Below are 18,719 nucleotides of genomic sequence, written 5' to 3'. Positions count from 1 at the left end.
AAGTTTAAGCTATCAACTCTTTTGTCCTATTAAATAGTAATAGATTCCAATAGAGATATACAATGCTATTTCGAATCTACATATCCTTATTGCAGAAAGAAAACCACCGGCATTATACCGGTGGTTTTGATTTAGAAAGCAAAGCAAGTACAACCAATACCCCATTTAGTTCCATCTTTTCCTATTACGGTATGAGTGTGTTGATGGAGAGGGTTACTGCAACTATGTAACTTGTTATCATGGGCATCGTGAGAAAGTATAGTGTTGGCTAGGTTAGCACCGCCATAACCATAAACTCCCGTCGGTGACCAGTCAGGTGATGCTGGCGGCAATTCAGGTGATAAATTTTTAAATTCATCATTTCCATACACAACCTGTCCGCCCATAATTGTGAGTAATGATTCAAGGTTTTTGATTTCTTCTTCTGGCACAGTAAAGTAGTCAGCAGACAATACAGCAAGATCAGCAAACTGACCTACTGCAAGGGTTCCTTTTTTACCTTCATCACCAGAGAACCACGCACTTCCTTTTGAATATAATTCCAGGGCTACTTTTCTATCCAGTTTATTTTTTTCATCGTATATCGAAAGTCCACCAATGGTTTTTCCGGCAACCATCCAATAAAGAGCGACCCAAGGGTTATAGCTGGAAACTCTAGTTGCATCACTACCGGCGCCAACAGGTATACCAAGGTCTAACATACGATAAATCGGAGGAGTACGCTTTGCAGCTTCCTTTCCGTATAAATCAACAAAGTATTCACCTTGAAAAGCCATGCGGTCTTGGATGGCAATACCGCCATTTAAAGCCTTAACACGTTCCATGCTACGATCTGAGATTGTTTCTGCATGATCAAACCACCATCGTAGACCATTAAAAGGAATTTCACTGTTAACTTCCTCGAATACATTTAAGAAACGTGTGATTGACTCATCATAAGTTGCATGTAAACGGAAGGGCCAACGGTTTTCCACCAATAGAGAAATTACTTTCTTTAAGTCAGCTTCCATCATCGTAGCTAGTTCAGGCCGTGGCATTTGAAATTTTTCAAAATCGGCTGCTGAGAATACTAACATCTCTCCGGCACCATTCATTTTATACTTATCAGTTCCTTGACCTGGAGAAACAATTTTTGCCCATGAAGCAAAGTCTTCATATTCATGATTTGGATTCTGCGTAAATAGATTATAAGCAATACGCAAAGTTAATTGTTCCTTCTCGGCTAAATGTTCAACAACTTTGTAATCATCAGGATAATTTTGGAATCCACCACCTGCGTCAATAGCACTTGTAATACCTAATCTATTTAATTCGCGCATAAAATGGCGAGTTGAATTAATCTGGTCGTCAAAATTAAGTGCTGGTGCTTTACCCAAACTTGAATAAAGAATAGAAGCGTTAGGATTCGCAATTAAAAGGCCCGTTGGATTACCTCGTTTATCCCGCTCAATTAAGCAGCCTGGAGGGTCTGGTGTATCTTTTGTATATCCCAGTGCATGCAGCCCAGCACGATTTACAAGTGCTCTATCGTAAAGATGTAGCACAAATACAGGAGTGTCTTCAGAAACGGCATTAATTTCTTCCAAAGTTGGCAACCGTCTCTCTTTAAATTGAAATTCAGACCAACCTCCAACTACCCTTACCCACTGAGGAGCAGGTGTACGCCTTGCCTGTTCTTTGAGCATTTCTAGAGCAATAAAAAGTGATGGCACGCCTTCCCAACGTAATTCCATATTATAATGCAGACCACCACGAATAACGTGTATATGAGAGTCATTCAGGCCTGGAATAGCTCTCTTTCTTTTAAGGTCTATTTTCTTTGTTTTTTCCGTGGCACTATTAAGAAGCTCATCTCCACCTACTGCAGTGACTAAACCATCAGTTATGGCGATAGCAGATACCTCAGGCTGAGAAGGGTCAAGGGTAGTAATTTTTCCGTTATATAAGATCATATCCGGTAAATTCATGTTCACACCTCGTCTACTTTCTATTATTTTGTAACCATGGATGAAATAATTTACCGAAAATCGGCATGACTACCCATGATAGCAAGGACACTATACATACTGAAACAAAAAAGGCCGATATAATAGGATTCATATGTTTTATAATAGGTCCTATCACTTTAGGAACTAACATGCTAAGAGGCCATACACCCAAAAGGGTAACGATAGACATTTTCCATTTTGGCGGTGGAACTGGCGTTTTCGGAGTAACAAACCAATAAGCCAAACTACTTTCAGTTTTGTAACTCGGATTAGTAACTTGAAATTGTTCTGCCGTTTTTAACAAATCCCGGCGAATGTCTGATTCTTGCCAAGCACGTAGATGCTCATACGTATCAAAGCGAAAAATAACAGTATACTCTCTCGATTCGTTATTTGGGACTATTAGATTTACACCTAAATGCCCTGGGAATTTAGTAGCGGCAGCTTCGATTTCATGTCTCCATGTTTCAAACTGTTTTTCTTTACCTTGTTGAATTTCCCATGTAACAATCGTTGTTACTGGATCAGCAGCATCCATCGTGTTCCCTGTATAAGTCTCTTCGACAGCTACTCCTTCTTGTTTCATATTTTCCTGCTTGGAAGCGCGCCGTGCACCATAGTATATGCGTATTCTACTCCTTGACCATAAGCGCCAGTGTGCTCCTTTACAATTTCCATTACAGCATCATAAGTGTCTTTGTGTGCCCAGTCACGTTGGTATTCAAGTAAAACTTGAATTGCTGTCACTGGAATTGCACCAGCTTGTTCTACACGACGCATAGCAGCGTTATGTGCTGTCAGACTAGTACCACCTGAAGCATCATCAACTGCATACACTTCATAGCCAGCTTTCATTGCTTCAAGCACAGGGAATGCAAGGCAAACTTCAGTCCAAAGTGCTGCAAATATTAATTTCTTTCTACCTGTTGCTTTAACTGCTTCAACAAATTTTGGATCTTCCCAAGAGTTCATTGAACTGCGTTCTATAATTTCATGGTTTGGGAATATATCAAGAATTTGTGGCCAAAAATAACCAGAAAAGCTGCGTGTCTCAACTGTAGTAAGAATAGTAGGTACGTTAAAAGTTTTTGCTGATTTAGCAAGTAGCATAACGTTATTAATCAATGTTTGTCTATCAATACTTGCAACTCCAAAAGTCATTTGAGGTTGAAAATCAATCAAAATTAATGCACTGTTCTCCGGATTTAACAATTCTAAATTACCCATAATAAAACGCTCCTTTTTTAATTGTTTAAAATTGTAATCGTAAAAATAAAATTTTTGCTATACCTTTTAAATTAAAAGAGAGTGCTGATTTAATCAGCACTAAATGTATACTATCCATTTTTTTGAAAGTGATTTAAAGCTATTTCTTTGAAATACATTTATCCCGCATTAACGGGCAGTAAGACCCCCACCTCAAAATTCAGCGGAAGCAAAGAAGTTAGGTGGGGGATCAACTGCCTGTAAAAGCCCGATTGGTTCAACTAATAATCAGTGGGGGATGAACAAAACCCCCACTGATTAAAGTTTCACTTTATGCATTTTGTTTACTAAGATCTCGCTGAGCTCCCCTATAGCTTCCAATTATATTTTGATAGCCTGGAAGATTGCTAGCAAGCAAATTGCCAAAACCTTCGACATCGTTGCGCCAATCGCGTTGTAATTCGCAAGCTACGCTAAACCAGTTCATAAGTTGCACACCACTATGTGCCATACGAGTATTGGCAGCATCTGCAACTTGTTTACTGAAAGTTCCTGAAGCATCCGTAACAGCAAATACTTCATATCCAGCTTTTATAGCGGAAAGTGCCGGGAAAGCAACACAAACGTCCGTAACTACGCCTGCGATGATAAGTTGTTTTTTTCCAGTTTCTTCGATTACTTTTACAAAATCATCATTATCCCATGCGTTAATTTGTCCAGGTCGAGCTATTTTTGGTGCATGAGGAAAGAGATCAACCAATTCTTGCATTAAAGGTCCATTAGGCCCGTTTTCGAAACTTGTTGTTAAAATAACTGGTAAATCAAAAAACTTAGCAGTATGAGCAAGAGCTAAAACATTGTTCTTGAATTCATCAACACCATAGTCACGTACTAGTCCGGACATAAGACCAGTTTGATGATCTACTAAAAGCACGACAGCATCATCTTTGTTAATACGAGAATAGAGATCAGTCATTATGTATTCCTCCTAAAAATTAAGTAATCGAAGAAAGTTTAAATAGTCGAATACTATCATAAGTTTCTTCGTTTATAACTAAGCTGACCAATAATATTGGTTATAGCAGCATTCACAGAACATGAAGTGCTATACAATTTTATAGTATTTGAAAACTGATTCGTTAATCAATTCTAAATTATCTATAATTCGTATAGGTCGTAACTATAGTTGTTTTCACTATAAAATAGATTGGTTTTACCTATACATCCTATAGATAGAACAATATTGATAGTCACCTATTTTTGTTATTACAATTGAATAGGAGTAATGTTCAGTAATTATTTTATGATGAAAAAGGTATTAGAGGGGGGATTGTTCCAAAAGGAGAAAATGAATTCTTTGGAATAATAGAGTTTCATACTTAGAGTTCACAACATAAACGTGCATGAATAGGTTATGACATTCATCCGGATTATTGAAGAAAAGGATACATATTAGAATATTTTTTGGAGGTAGAAGCATGGCTAAAATTACTGTAGGAACCGAAAATCAAGAACCAATTGAGATATATTATGAGGATTATGGCACAGGAAAACCAGTTGTACTAATTCATGGTTGGCCGTTAAGTGGTCGATCTTGGGAATACCAAGTTCCCGCTCTTGTTGAGGCTGGATACAGAGTTATAACATATGATCGTCGAGGATTTGGAAAATCATCTCAGCCGTGGGAAGGGTATGAATATGATACCTTTACTTCTGATTTACATCAACTATTAGAACATTTAGAGCTTCAAAATGTCACACTTGTTGGTTTTTCTATGGGTGGAGGCGAAGTAGCCCGGTATATTAGTACGTATGGAACAGATCGTATTGAAAAGGCTGTTTTTGCTGGAGCAGTACCTCCATATTTATACAAATCAGAGGATCATCCTGAAGGGGCATTAGATGATGCAACAATTGAAGCGTTCAAAAGTGGTGTGATTAATGACCGCCTTGCATTTCTTGATGAATTTACTAAGGGATTTTTCGCGGCTGGTAATCGAACAGATTTAGTTAGTGAGCCATTCCGTTTATATAATTGGGATATTGCAGCCAGTGCATCACCTAAAGGAACACTTGATTGTATTACCGCCTTTAGTAAGACAGATTTTAGAAAAGACTTGGAGAAGTTTAATATACCTACTCTTATTATTCACGGTGATTCTGATGCAACTGTACCCTATGAATATAGTGGGAAATTAACACATGAAGCAATTCCTAATTCTAAAGTAACGTTAATAAAGGGTGGTCCACATGGGCTAAATGCAACGCATGCCAAAGAATTTAATGAAGCACTCCTATCATTTTTAAAGGACTAATTACAACTATATAATTGTTAATTAATAAATTATAAACAAGTAAAAAATAAAGCTTTATAAAAGATGCTCTTGGATAAATCCAGGAGCATCTTTTTAATGGTGATATTGAGATGTTAGGTTGATAAATCTCCATTAATTTTGGATTGAATACTCTTCTTAACAGCTAAAATATATTGATTAGAGTTTTTTAGATTTCTTAGAAGTATTGTTATATTACTATCAAGATAATATTTTGAATAATCCTCAAAATAAAGAAATGTTTTGTCAGAAAACAATAAAATCTTATTAATTTTTATAATTAGTTGAATTTTTATAGAAATAATTCTCTTAATATATTAAAATAACATCGTATTATGTCAGATTTTAATTAGGGGAGAGAAATTTTATGTTGAAAAAAATTATTCCAGTTGCTTTAGCATTAAGTACAGTTACTTTTACTAGTGTATTTGCTATGCCTTCAGCCCAAGCAAGTACAGAATCAAACCGCTACATAGATGTACAAATGCTCGGTATTAACGATTTTCATGGGCAACTAGACACTGTAAAAAAAATTAACAATAAAGATGCAGGGGGAATTGAGTACTTAGGGGCTTATTTACGTGATCGTGAAAAACAAAATCCGAATACATTAAAGGTACATGCTGGAGATGTTGTTGGAGCAAGTACTCCTGTTTCAGCATTATTACAAGACGAACCTACGATTGAATTTCTAAATGATTTGAAATTCGATGTTGGAACGATAGGGAATCATGAATTTGATGAAGGTGTTGAAGAAATGAACCGCCTTATTTATGGTGGATACCATGAGAAAACAGGGAATTTTAAAGGAGCAAAATTCCCATATGTTGCTGCAAATTTCTATAATAAATCCACCGGTCGTTTATTTTTACCACCATTCACTATAAAAAAGGTACAAGGAGTTCCTGTTGGATTTATCGGAGTCGTAACAACGGATGTTCCTAACCTTGTTATGCCTACTATGCTAAAGAATGTAGAAATTACAGATGAAGTTGAAGCTATTAACAAATCCGTAAAGCAATTAAAAAAACTAGGCGTTAAATCTATCGTTGTTCTTGCACATAACGGAGGTATAACAGATGGGAACGGCGTAACAAATGGTGATATCGTCCGATTAGCAAATGAGACTGATCCAGAAGTCGATGTTATTTTTGGTGGCCATAGCCACACTTATGTAAATGGAACTGTTAATAATAAACTTGTCGTACAAGCAAATTCATATGGTATGGCTTTTGCTGATGTTGATGTAAAGATTGATCGTAAAACACAAGATATTGTTGAGAAAAAAGCAGAAATTGTTACAACTTATCATGAAGGCATAGAGCCTGATAAAAAAATAAAGAAGAAGATGGAGAAATATCAAGCAAAAATCGCACCTCTTGTTAATGAAGTTGTAGGTAAGTCTATTGCGCCACTAGATCGCAAACTCAATACGGCTGGTGAATCTACTCTTGGAAATTTAGTTGCTGATGCCCAGCGTGCAACAATGCAATCCCAAATTGCACTTATGAATCCTGGTGGTATTCGTAATGACTTAGATGCTGGTGATATTACATGGGGAGAGATATATGGTATTCAACCATTCGGAAATCAATTAATAAAAGTAAATTTAACAGGTCAAGACATTCGTGATATTTTAAATCAACAATGGCAAAAAGACATAACAAGAATGCTTCAAATTTCAGGAATCCAATACACTTGGGATGCGAACAAGCCCAATGGAGAAAAAGTAACAAGTATTCGCTTAACGAATGGAGAAGAAATTATTCCTTCTAAAACTTACAGCGTCGTTGCTAACGCATTTCTAGCTTCAGGGGGAGATGGATTTGTATCCTTTAAAAACGGTAAAGATGCTGAAACAGGACCAACTGATTTTGAAGCATTAGTAGATTATATAAAAAAATCAAAAGAACCAATTCAGTCTATTATTGATGGAAGAATTCAAAAGATAAATTAGGTTTTTATTAATCTCAAAAACAACTAGATTACCTGTGCGCTATACTCTTTAGTGTGCAGGTAATCTATTTTTTTTGATTTGAAATAGTCTAACTGTGGCCAATGGGTATACCGTCTAGATGCAGAGTGCCGAAAAAAATGAAGTGAACAAAAAATAACCCCTAAATTAACTCTATGATAAAGAGACTACAAACAATCAAAATTTGGAACTTCATATTAACCATATATTAACTACGTTAATAATACATACTGAAATTGAATACTTTAGATAACATCATTTATAACGGATATCTGCACATTATAATGTTATGCAATGAGGAATTTACAATACAATGAATTGAAGCTTATTTAGTTTTATATTTGTATAAGTGAATTAAGAATTTCTTAAGAACCTATTAAGAAATAAGTGAGTTTTAGGAACTAGAATAAATGTATCTTAACAGTAATAAGAAAATGAATGTTTTAAACGGAAGTTGGCAGAGTATGTCAAAAAGCTATAAGTAAATATTTCAGGAGGTTTTTTATGAAAAAGAAAATAATTATTGCAATTGTTGCTTCTGCTATAACAATGACTCATTTTGTAGGAAATACTTATGCAGATTCGAAAACAGAGGTTTCTGTTACAGCTCCCTATAATACAAATCAAATAGCGAAATGGTTAGAAGCACATGCAAAGCCTTTAAAAACAACTAATCCAACTGCATCTCTTAATGATTTGAAACCACTTAAGGATATGGTAGGTTCAGCTTCAATTGTAGGTTTAGGTGAAGCTACGCATGGGGCTCATGAAGTTTTTACGATGAAACACCGCATTGTTAAGTATTTAGTATCTGAAAAGGGCTTTACCAATCTAGTTTTAGAAGAGGGATGGGACAGGGCCTTGGAACTTGATCGATATGTTCTTACTGGTAAGGGAAACCCAAACCAACATCTAACACCTGTATTTAAGACGAAAGAAATGCTAGATTTACTTGATTGGATTCGGCAATATAATGCTAATCCAAAACATAAATCGAAAGTACGTGTCATCGGGATGGACATTCAATCAGTAAACGAAAATGTTTATAATAATATAATAGAATATATTAAAGCGAACAATTCAAAACTGTTGCCTAGAGTAGAAGAGAAGATAAAAGGGCTTATTCCTGTAACAAAGGATATGAATACTTTTGAAAGCCTTACGAAAGAAGAAAAAGAAAAGTATGTTTTAGATGCTAAACAAATTAGTGCTTTATTAGAGGAAAATAAAAGTCATTTAAATGGGAAATCTAAAGAGTTCGTATGGATAAAGCAAAATGCTCGTATTATTGAACAGTTTACTACAATGTTAGCGACACCTCCTGATAAACCAGCGGATTTTTATTTGAAACATGATATTGCATTGTATGAAAATGCGAAGTGGACTGAAGAACATTTAGGAAAAACCATTGTATGGGGACATAATGGACACGTTTCGAAAACAAATATGCTTTCTTTTATATACCCTAAAGTAGCAGGGCAGCATTTAGCAGAATATTACGGAAAACGGTACGTATCTATTGGAACGTCAGTTTATGAAGGACAATACAATGTGAAGAATAGCAATGGTGAATTTGGCCCCTATGGAACATTAAAATCGGATGATCCAAACAGTTATAACTACATTTTTGGACAGGTCAAAAAAGATCAATTTTTTATTGATTTACGTAAGGCGAACGGCGTGACAAAAACTTGGTTAAACGAACAACATCCAATTTTCGCTGGAATAACTACCGAAGGGCCTGATATACCAAAAACTGTTGATATATCATTAGGTAAAGCGTTTGATATACTTGTTCAAATTCAAAAAGTGAGTCCATCTCAAGTACATCAATAAATTTAGAATCATGTGCCGTAATGACAAATTTCATAGTGTGTCATATAACACAATGAAATTTGTTTTATATAACAAGAAGAATAATCGCATTAGAAAAAATCAGCAGTTTAACCTGTTAAGAGTAAAACGAATCTTACAATATGTAAAGCGCAAAAACACTGAAGCGAAAAGCATCGGTGTTTTTTGCGCTTTCGGGCACAGATGCTACTTCAATCCTATTGTAGAAGTGATTTTGTATGTAAGGAATTTGTAAGGAATAGGTAAGAAAAAAGAGATTTTCATTGTGTAGGATAAAAATATAAGGAGGCATGAAGGGGGGAACAAGTACGGCCTACATATAAAACAAATAATCAGTAACAAGAGTGTTTTAAGGAAAAGAAGTAATTTCTATGGTTAATATGTATGTGGAAAAAGAGTGATTTAGAGATTGTTAGAACACAATGGTGTTTGTGAAAATAATGATTAGTACGTTGATTGCAAATTCAGTGTTGACTTTTATCATTGGGAGAGTTGATAGCTGTGTGATTAGTATATGAGACAGCTATCAGCCATCAATACAATTTAAATAGAAAAGAGGAATTTTTTATGAAAACACGCAGTAAAATTACATGTGCAAGTCTAGCACTTTTAATAGGTGGAAGTTCCCTGTTATACATAACACCAACATCAGTTGTAAAAGCAGAATCTACGCAAAATGTATCTAGTTCGTTACAAACAAGTACGCAAAGCGATCGTACTTCCGTTAAGAAAGCAATGCGAGATGAACTGCAACTTGGATACCCGGGAATACTCGCTAAAATTTCTAAGGGGGGTAAAACTTGGAGTTATACAGCTGGGGTAGCGGATCTGAAAACTAAGAAACCAATGAAAGCAGATTTTCGCTTTCGCATTGGCAGTGTGACGAAAACGTTCATTGCAACAGTTCTACTTCAATTATCTGGAGAGAACCGTTTGAATCTAGACGACTCCATTGAAAAATGGTTACCTGGTGTTATTCAAGGAAATGGATATGATGGTAACCAGATTACGATCCGGCAAATATTGAATCATACAAGTGGTATTGCTGACTATATAAATTCAAAAGACTTTGATATTACGGATATAAAAAAATCGTATACGGCTGAAGAATTTGTAAAGATGGGGATTTCACTTCCCCCAGACTTTGCCCCAGGAAAGGGTTGGTCTTATTCAAATACAGGATATGTAATACTAGGAATCCTTATTGAAAAAGTAACAGGAAACAGCTATGCGGAAGAGGTTGAAAATCGGATTATTGAACCGCTTGATTTGTCAAATACATTTCTACCTGGTAATTCAAGCGTGATTCCAGGCACCAAGCATGCCCGTGGCTATTTGCAACTAGACGGAGCGAGTGAGCTAAAAGATGTTACTTATATTAACCCAGGTAGCTCGGATGGAGATGTGATTTCTACTGCTGACGACTTAAACAAATTCTTCTCTTGCTTACTAGGTGGCAAATTACTGAAGGAACAGCAGTTAAAACAAATGCTTACTACAGTTCCTACAAATAGAGAGGGAACCGGATATGGTCTTGGAATACTTGAAATTAAGCTTCCGAACGGTGTCTCGGTATGGGGACACAGGGGGGCCGTTCCAGGGTTTTCCACTTTTGCTGGTGGAACACTTGGAGGTAAACATACACTCGCTATCAATTCGAACAGTTTAAACCTTAATAACCCAGAAGTTTTTAAAAACATTTTACTTGCTGAATTTAGCAAGTAGGAAAAACGGATAAATTTTGTCATTTGTAATTTCTATCGGAATGGATTACCGCTTGAAAGAGTATAGAGGGATTAAGTATCTATAATTGTGTAGGAGCAGCATTTGCAAAATTAGAAATTGAACTAGATTCAACCATCAAAGATAATATTAGCGGGAAAAAATTGAGGGACATTAAGGATTTTGTGAAGAAGACTTCAAAAATGAACTGAAATCTAATAAACAACGTAAAAGCTAAAAGATTTTCACTGTGAGAACATCTCAAAATATTAAATTGATGGTAACTTTGTTGTAGCTCTTTAAACATACCTATATTAAAACCCAAATTTCTCAATTTAATGCTGAGAAATTTGGGTTTTTCTAAAGGAATCAATTTTTTAAAAAATTTTTAGAAATTTAAAGATAAAGTATTGTATACATGTAAGTATGATTAAAAATGCAAAGTTGTAAATGCTAAATTTAATTAAATACGCCTTACTCTCTTTAACATTGGCCTGAATGAATAGTTTATAGGAGATTACACTGGCTAAAGATGCGATAATTGTTCCAAGCCCTCCAATATTTACTCCTAGTAATAAAGCTTTCCAATCAGAAGTAAAGTTTGATAGAAGAATTGAAGTAGGAAAATTGCTAATCAATTGACTCAAAAATATGGAACTAAAGAAGACTGAAGTATCTCCTCTTAAATTAGCGCGAGCAAATGTCCCCAGTGCATCGGAATGGGAAATGTTTCCGATAAAAATAAAAAAACAGACAAAGGTTATTAGAAGAAAGTAATCGATCTTAAATAGTAAGTTTCTATCTAACGTAAATGCTGCTATCAGTGTGACTATTAGCGCAATGTAATAATTAATAACACCAAAAATAGATGCAATGATAGTAATAAGTATCAAAATCCAGACGGTAGCTTTTTTTCGATTTTTCACGGTAATAACAGGTAGTTCTATTTTCAAATCTGTTTTTTGAAGTTTTTGAGTAAATATAAATAACAAACTAATTCCAAGTACAGCTAAAAGCAGGATTGAACCTAAAAATGGGATGAGCTTAATTCCATAGTAAGAATATAGGTATAAATTTTGTGGGTTTCCCATAGGCATCAAGCTACTACCGATGTTTGCCGCAATTGTCTGCAGGATGATTGTATCCATCATGTTCATTTGTGTTTTTTTACTAATGACAAGTGTTATTGGTACAAAAGTGAGGAGAGCAACATCATTTGTTACAAACATGGAGCAAATAAAGCATAACAAAATTAGAATAATAGATATTGACCTGCTGTTATTGCATTTATTTAAAATCGCAACGGCAAGTTTGTCTAATATCTTTAGCTGTTCCAAGGCCTTAATGGCCACCATTAGATTAAATAAGCTAATTAACACTTCAAAGTTAATATATTCGATCTTTGGCGAATGTATTAAGCAGCTTACAATTGCTAGTATCAGTGAAATGGTAAGTACTAAATCCTTTTTTAAAAATTCGAATTTCATAAGGAGTCTTTTTTTATTTTGAACAAATACTATTTCTTTCACAATACACCACCTGTAATCTATGTTAGTAAATATACGTTTTTGGGATAACTCGATATTGCTAGAAAAGAGGATGACATAAGGTCCTAAATAAGAGTTTTGTAATGTTTCATCCCTTCAACAAAATCCTTTTTTCTTAGTGTCTTTCATGTTGTAAATATGTGCAATATAGACGAATCCAACTAGGGGGATTAATTGAGAAAACAAATGTTTTTTGTATGATACCATAAATAAATTAAATGTTTTATTTTTTAAATATTCTTATAATATCCCGTTGATTCTTGATTTCAAATACTTTATATGAACTTCTAAAAGAGAAAAAATATGCATGTTTTTATGAAGAAAATAGAGGCTTGTCAAAGGATAGATAGAACAAAATCTGCGACGTTTGGATACTGTATAAAATTCACAAAATCTCACTGTTTTTTTAGATGAAAAATCTTAAAATATTTTTTATTTTTATAAAAACCTGTACTTTTTCGTAACATTCTGTACTTTTAATTATAAATTAAAGACAAGCTTCTCTTAGTTAAAGATTGAAAGCGCTTTATAGATTTTTTGTGAAATTTTTACCTAGCCTATTTTTGAGATTAGTAGTAAGAAAGGAGATATTTCCATGTTCTTAAGAAAATTAACAAAAAACCAGTTAATCACTATAGATTATTATGATTTAAATGTAAATCACCGGTAAACGAAACAAACATAATAGTACAACAACATTAGTGGATAAGAATATTAGTTTTGCAGAAGGGGATAGAGCATCGTGTGTATAAATGGTAAGTTTTTAGAAAATTCAGTTTTGCGGTTGCGTGTTGCGATGTTTGTTTAAACAGGCCAATTCTATTAATATAGAAAATTTTTATCCTTGTTGTATTTGAATATGAATGAGGTATTTATGCCAAGGAATATAGGTGATTTTATATAGATTATGATAGATAAATTTTTGGTATGGAGTGATAATATGGAAAGATTTTTTGTAGAGTTAGTCGGATCAACAAATGATTTTTTATGGTCTAAATTGTTAATTATTATGCTTGTTATTTGCGGAATTTATTTTACATTTAAATTGAATTTTGTACAGTTTCGAATGTTAAAAGAGATGGTCCGTGTATTAATGGAGGGGAAAAGTGGTTCTAAAGATCAAATCTCTCCTTTTCAAGCGTTTTGTATTGGTATGGCAGCCCGCGTTGGAACAGGGAATATCACAGGAATTGCGATTGCAATTGCATTAGGTGGTCCTGGAGCTGTATTTTGGATGTGGATTATTTCTATTATTAGCTCGGCCTCCAGTTTTGTCGAAAGCACATTAGCACAGATATATAAAGTAAAAGATAAAACTGGTTTCCGCGGTGGTCCATCCTATTATATGGAAAAAGGGTTGAATAAACGTTGGATGGGAGTATTATTCTCTATTTTAATCACAATTACTTTTGGTCTTGTATTCAATTCAGTACAATCAAATACAGTTACAATTGCTTTTCAAAACTCATTTGGTACAGATCGTCTAACAGTTGGGATAATCATGGCTATTGCTTTCGCTGCGATTATTTTTGGTGGTGTACAACGTATTGCAAAAATGGCTGAATACAAGGTGGTATTTTTAGCAGTATTATACATTGGAGTTGCATTATTTGTTGTAGTTACCAACATATCAAAAATGCCGGAAGTTCTTTCTCTTATTGTTCAAAACGCATTTGGTTTTCAACAAATAGCAGGCGGTTCAATTGGTGCAGCACTTATGAATGGAGTTAAACGTGGTTTATTTTCAAATGAAGCTGGTATGGGAAGTGCACCAAACGTTGCCGCAACAGCAACAACAAGTCATCCGGTGAAACAAGGACTGATTCAAGCATTTGGTGTATTAACGGATACACTGATCATTTGTACTAGCACTGCCTTTATTATTTTGCTGTCTGATGCATATAAACAACCGGGGTTAAATGGTATTGCACTTACACAAGCAGCATTAAGTGAACACATAGGTCCTTGGGCATCGGGTTGTCTTGCTATCTTTGTTTTTTTATTTGGATTTGGTGCGTTAATTGGCAACTATTATTATGGTGAAACAAATATTCGCTTCTTACATACAAGTAAAGTGTGGTTAATGATATACAGAATAAGTGTGTTGGCTATGATTGTATTTGGTTCTGTTGCAAAGATTCAAATTGTATGGGATTTAGCGGACTTATTTATGGGCTTTATGGTTATTATTAATTTAATTGCTATTACCTTACTTTCAAAAGTAGCATTTGCGGCGTTACAAGATTATATAAACCAGAAAAAAGCTGGTAAAGATCCTATTTTTTATAAAGAAAACATTAAAGGGCTTGAAAATATTGAATGTTGGGATAGTTATGAGAAAACTTCAAAAAAGAAAAGTGTGTAATAAGAAGGATATTCAGACTGCAATATGTCTGAATATTTTTCTTGGTTCTAGTGCAAATATTATTGATTATAGTAAAGAAAAAATCATTCTATATAAAGTTAATAGTACGGGGGAATATGATTAAATGATAAAGGATTCTAGCGTTCAAGTTGAGGGTCAAGAAAAAGTTTGCTTAGATCAATGGGTAGCTCATTATCGAGCGTATGCAGCTAAGGGACGAAGCGCCAGTTATATTCCCGCTCTGGGGGAAATAAATGTATCGCAGTTAGGTATTTGTATAGTAAAGCCAGATGGAACAATGATAAAATCAGGAGATTGGGAGATACCTTTCACATTACAAAGTATATCAAAAGTAATCGGTTTTATAGCCGCTTGTTTAAGTCGCGGTATTTCTTATGTATTAGAACGAGTTGACGTAGAGCCAACTGGAGATGCCTTTAATTCAATTATTCGTTTAGAGATACATAAACCAGGAAAACCTTTTAATCCTATGATCAATGCTGGAGCGATTACGATAGCTTCACTTTTGCCAGGGACATCGGTGCAAGAAAAATTAGAATCTCTATACGTATTAATTGAAAAAATGATAGAGAAGCGTCCCGCTATTAATGAAATAGTATTTCAATCAGAATGGGAAACGGCTCATCGTAATAGAGCATTAGCATACTATTTAAAGGAGAATGGTTTTCTAGAATCAGATGTGGAGGAGACACTAGAGGTTTACCTAAAACAATGTTCGATTGAAATAAATACAGAAGATATTGCCTTAATAGGGCTTATACTAGCACATGATGGATATCATCCTATTCGCAAAGAACAAGTGCTCCCTAAAGAAGTAGCTAGGTTAACAAAAGCTTTAATGCTAACTTGTGGAATGTACAATGCTTCTGGAAAATTTGCTGCTTTCATTGGATTACCAGCTAAGAGTGGGGTATCCGGCGGAATTATGACACTTGTTCCCTCAAAATCTAGGAAGGATTTATCGTTCCAAGATGGATGTGGTATTGGTATTTACGGACCAGCCATTGATGAATATGGGAATAGTTTACCAGGAATTATGTTGTTAGAACATATTGCAAAAGAATGGGATTTAAGTATATTTTAAAAAGGAGCACAGATATTTTGGTGTTAGAGCGAGTCCAAAAGTGTTCAGACCTTATATTGTGTCTGAACATTTTTGAGTTATAAAGTATCTTTCTAAAGTAGAAGGGTGTAATGAATACTCACAATCTATAATGCTTTCGTTTATATCTTATTTATCAGTTTTTGAAAAAAATAGAGTAAGTATTGTATTAATGCAAATAGGTTTGTATACTGACTGTTAGGCGAAAGTGAGAAGTGATTATTTTGAATCTTAGTAATTTAGTAAAAAAAGACATCTATATTCTCGTTTTAATGATACTTACAGTACCCTTAGTAGGTGAAATAAAGTCATTTCCTTTAAATGAAACATTTAGAATGAGCTTTGGCGCACCAACATTTTTCTTTTTTTTGTTATTGTTTCGACGAATTCCAGCATTTTTACCGGGTTTTTTAACAGCGATAGTCGTGGTAGTATTTCGTATCTCAATGGATGTCATTATAAAGGGAAATATGGATTGGCTAGCCGCTTTTCATACTCACTATCCTAGTTTTTTCTTTTATTTTACTTATTCGTATCTCTTTCATTTAGCAAAAATCAAACGTTTTTATCATCAACCACTAATGATTGGTTTTATTGGTTGCATGATTGAAATACTGTCAGACTGTGTGGAATTAATGATTCAATATTTCGTATTAAAAACATCAATCACATCCGAGGCAATAAATGAGATTATTGTTATCGCATGTTCCCATAGTTTTATAGTTCTAAGCTTTTTCAATATGATGAAATTGTATGAAGCGCAATCAAGGGAGAGACACATAAAGAAACAAAATGAACACATGCTCATGCTTATCTCTAATTTATATGAAGATGCTGTTCATTTAAAAAAAACATTACAAGATGCTGAGAATATAACAAAAAAATCCTATGATTTATATAAAACCTTAGACTCTTTTGAGCACAAACAGATGGATTTTCAGTTTGGGGATTTAAGGCAACAGGCATTACAAATTGCTGGTGAGGTCCATGACGTTAAAAAGGATAACCAACGTATTTTTGCGGGACTTTCAAAACTAATTTCCGATGAAAGTTTTACAGATTATATGTCTGTACATGAACTAGTAAATATCATTATACGGGCAAATACGAAATATGCACGCTTGCTAGAGAAAGACATCCAATTTTTGTATAAAATTGATGGTGTGCATCCTCATTATCATATTTACACAATCTTATCTATTATAAATAATATCGTTACAAACGCTGTAGAAGCTATCCAAGGTATGGGAACCATCACAATTGACATTAATAAAGACCACCATTTTGTTGAATTTCAAATAGGCGATAATGGTCCTGGTATTTCTTCAAAATATAAAGATTCAATTTTTGAGCCTGGGTTTACTTCTAAATATGATGATTTAGGCAACCCATCGACAGGTATCGGATTATCGTATGTTAAAGAAATGGTCGAACAATTTGAAGGTGATGTTACGCTTGAGGACAGAACCGAAGGAAAAGGATCAATTTTTATAATTAGATTAGGGATTGATCATATAATTTCGAAAGGGTGATTCTATGTATTTTTATATAGTAGATGATGAAAAAGCGGTTCGCTCAATGTTGGCTCAAATTATCGAGGATGAAGATCTTGGGGAGGTTATAGGAGAAGCTGAGGATGGTTTATCTTTAGAGCAACAAATGCTAATCCTTAAAAATATAGACATTTTATTTATCGATTTGTTAATGCCGATTCAAGATGGAATAAAAACAATCCGTCAAATAAAACCTTCGTTTAAAGGGAAAATCATCATGGTCTCTCAAGTAGAATCAAAAGAATTAATTGCTGAAGCTTATTCGCTTGGTGTTGAATACTATATTATTAAGCCAATTAACCGGATTGAAGTATTAACAGTTGTTCGGAAAGTCATTGAACGAATTCGTTTGGAAAAATCGATAAAAAACATTCAAGAATCGCTTAATATGGTACTAAAATTGGATAGTAATTCAAGTGCACAAGAAAAATACCGTAATGAAAAACATTTAAATACTTTTAATCATTTTCAAAATTCCATTCATTTTCTTTTGTCTGAATTAGGAATAGCCAGTGAAAGTGGAAGTAAAGATTTAATGGATATGCTAGATTATTTATATAAATATGAACAAGATAACACGTTGGAACAAGGCTTTCCCTCACTAAAAGAGATTTTTATGAATTTGGCTCAAAAAAAACTTGGGGATTCAGCTGAAGATGCCGAATTAAAAAGGTTCATAGAAGCTTCCAAACAACGGATTCGGAGAGCAATTTATCAATCATTAAACCATTTAGCATCCCTTGGACTTACTGATTTTTTAAACCCGAAGTTCGAAAATTATGCTTCTAGATTTTTTGATTTTACTACCGTAAGGAGAAAGATGACAGAATTGAATAATGAACCAACATTACCTGCTCGTATTGATACGAAAAAATTTATTCAAGTTCTTTATTTTGAAGCAAAACGAATACACCTGGAATTAAGATGATAAATGCTTGCTAAGTATTATTTTCAATTGATAGATTGATAATAGTTTTTCTTTTTATTCTCCTTTATTTCATATTAGTTTTAAAATCAGAAAATTCCGTATCGATTTGGTAGAAGTGTATGAAC

13 protein-coding genes and 1 pseudogene are annotated in these 18,719 nt (G+C 34.2%); 9 read left to right on the top strand and 5 right to left on the bottom strand.

The annotated features are described in order from the left end of the window. Positions 1-131 precede the first annotated feature (131 nt). From D1166_RS03830 to ycaC, 4 genes are all read right to left on the bottom strand, one after another. Positions 132-1,967 carry an amidohydrolase gene (locus D1166_RS03830; protein WP_001052852.1) on the bottom strand — a complete coding sequence of 612 codons (1,836 nt, stop codon included), beginning with the start codon at positions 1,965-1,967 and terminating at the stop codon, positions 132-134. A 13-nt stretch (positions 1,968-1,980) separates the two neighbouring features. Next, entirely contained in the window at positions 1,981-2,574 is a 594-nt protein-coding gene (locus D1166_RS03825; RefSeq protein ID WP_000806850.1) for an antibiotic biosynthesis monooxygenase, read from the bottom strand. Further along, a complete protein-coding gene (locus tag D1166_RS03820) occupies positions 2,571-3,215 on the bottom strand; it encodes a hydrolase (RefSeq protein ID WP_118043250.1) in 645 nt (214 codons plus the stop codon). Before D1166_RS03820 ends, D1166_RS03825 begins: the two co-directional genes overlap by 4 nt. 310 nt (positions 3,216-3,525) lie before the next feature. Beyond that, complete coding sequence (gene ycaC, locus D1166_RS03815) at positions 3,526-4,170, bottom strand: isochorismate family cysteine hydrolase YcaC (RefSeq protein WP_000131216.1); 645 nt, start codon at positions 4,168-4,170, stop codon at positions 3,526-3,528. 502 nt (positions 4,171-4,672) lie between these two features. On the opposite strand from ycaC, the gene D1166_RS03810 reads away from it, so the two are divergent. The 5 genes and pseudogenes from D1166_RS03810 to D1166_RS03790 form a co-directional block, all read left to right on the top strand. Next, the gene (locus tag D1166_RS03810; RefSeq protein ID WP_001074330.1) at positions 4,673-5,509 is read left to right on the top strand and encodes a bromoperoxidase; all 837 of its coding nucleotides are present in this window, start codon (positions 4,673-4,675) and stop codon (positions 5,507-5,509) included. 385 nt (positions 5,510-5,894) lie between these two features. Next, positions 5,895-7,484: a bifunctional metallophosphatase/5'-nucleotidase gene (locus D1166_RS03805; RefSeq protein ID WP_000913789.1), complete on the top strand. Its 1,590-nt coding sequence runs from the start codon at positions 5,895-5,897 to the stop codon at positions 7,482-7,484. A 522-nt stretch (positions 7,485-8,006) separates the two neighbouring features. Then, entirely contained in the window at positions 8,007-9,338 is a 1,332-nt protein-coding gene (locus D1166_RS03800) for an erythromycin esterase family protein (RefSeq protein WP_000726831.1), read from the top strand. Between the two features lie 585 nt (positions 9,339-9,923). Beyond that, positions 9,924-11,081 (top strand): serine hydrolase domain-containing protein, encoded by a 1,158-nt coding sequence (locus D1166_RS03795; protein WP_000857810.1) that lies wholly within the window; start codon positions 9,924-9,926, stop codon positions 11,079-11,081. A gap of 110 nt (positions 11,082-11,191) precedes the next feature. Then, a pseudogene (locus tag D1166_RS03790) lies at positions 11,192-11,290 on the top strand (cytochrome P450); the annotation flags it as partial. Positions 11,291-11,455: 165 nt separating this feature from the next. Here D1166_RS03790 and D1166_RS03785 read toward each other — a convergent pair. Further along, entirely contained in the window at positions 11,456-12,607 is a 1,152-nt protein-coding gene (locus tag D1166_RS03785) for an anion transporter (RefSeq protein WP_000659286.1), read from the bottom strand. Between the two features lie 958 nt (positions 12,608-13,565). On the opposite strand from D1166_RS03785, the gene D1166_RS03780 reads away from it, so the two are divergent. The 4 genes from D1166_RS03780 (at position 13,566) to D1166_RS03765 (ending at position 18,594) form a co-directional block, all read left to right on the top strand. Beyond that, positions 13,566-14,990: an alanine/glycine:cation symporter family protein gene (locus D1166_RS03780; protein WP_000439290.1), complete on the top strand. Its 1,425-nt coding sequence runs from the start codon at positions 13,566-13,568 to the stop codon at positions 14,988-14,990. A 124-nt stretch (positions 14,991-15,114) separates the two neighbouring features. Further along, positions 15,115-16,095, top strand: coding sequence for a glutaminase GlsA (glsA, locus tag D1166_RS03775; RefSeq protein ID WP_000588648.1), 981 nt, complete (start codon positions 15,115-15,117; stop codon positions 16,093-16,095). A gap of 233 nt (positions 16,096-16,328) precedes the next feature. Further along, positions 16,329-17,645 (top strand): ATP-binding protein, encoded by a 1,317-nt coding sequence (locus D1166_RS03770; RefSeq protein WP_118043249.1) that lies wholly within the window; start codon positions 16,329-16,331, stop codon positions 17,643-17,645. Positions 17,646-17,649: 4 nt separating this feature from the next. After that, positions 17,650-18,594: a response regulator gene (locus D1166_RS03765; RefSeq protein ID WP_000274074.1), complete on the top strand. Its 945-nt coding sequence runs from the start codon at positions 17,650-17,652 to the stop codon at positions 18,592-18,594. Positions 18,595-18,719 lie beyond the last annotated feature (125 nt).

The organism is Bacillus sp. ISO11 (assembly GCF_003458115.1).
GTDB classification, from domain to species: domain Bacteria; phylum Bacillota; class Bacilli; order Bacillales; family Bacillaceae_G; genus Bacillus_A; species Bacillus_A cereus.
This window is presented reverse-complemented; position numbering and strand designations above follow the sequence as displayed.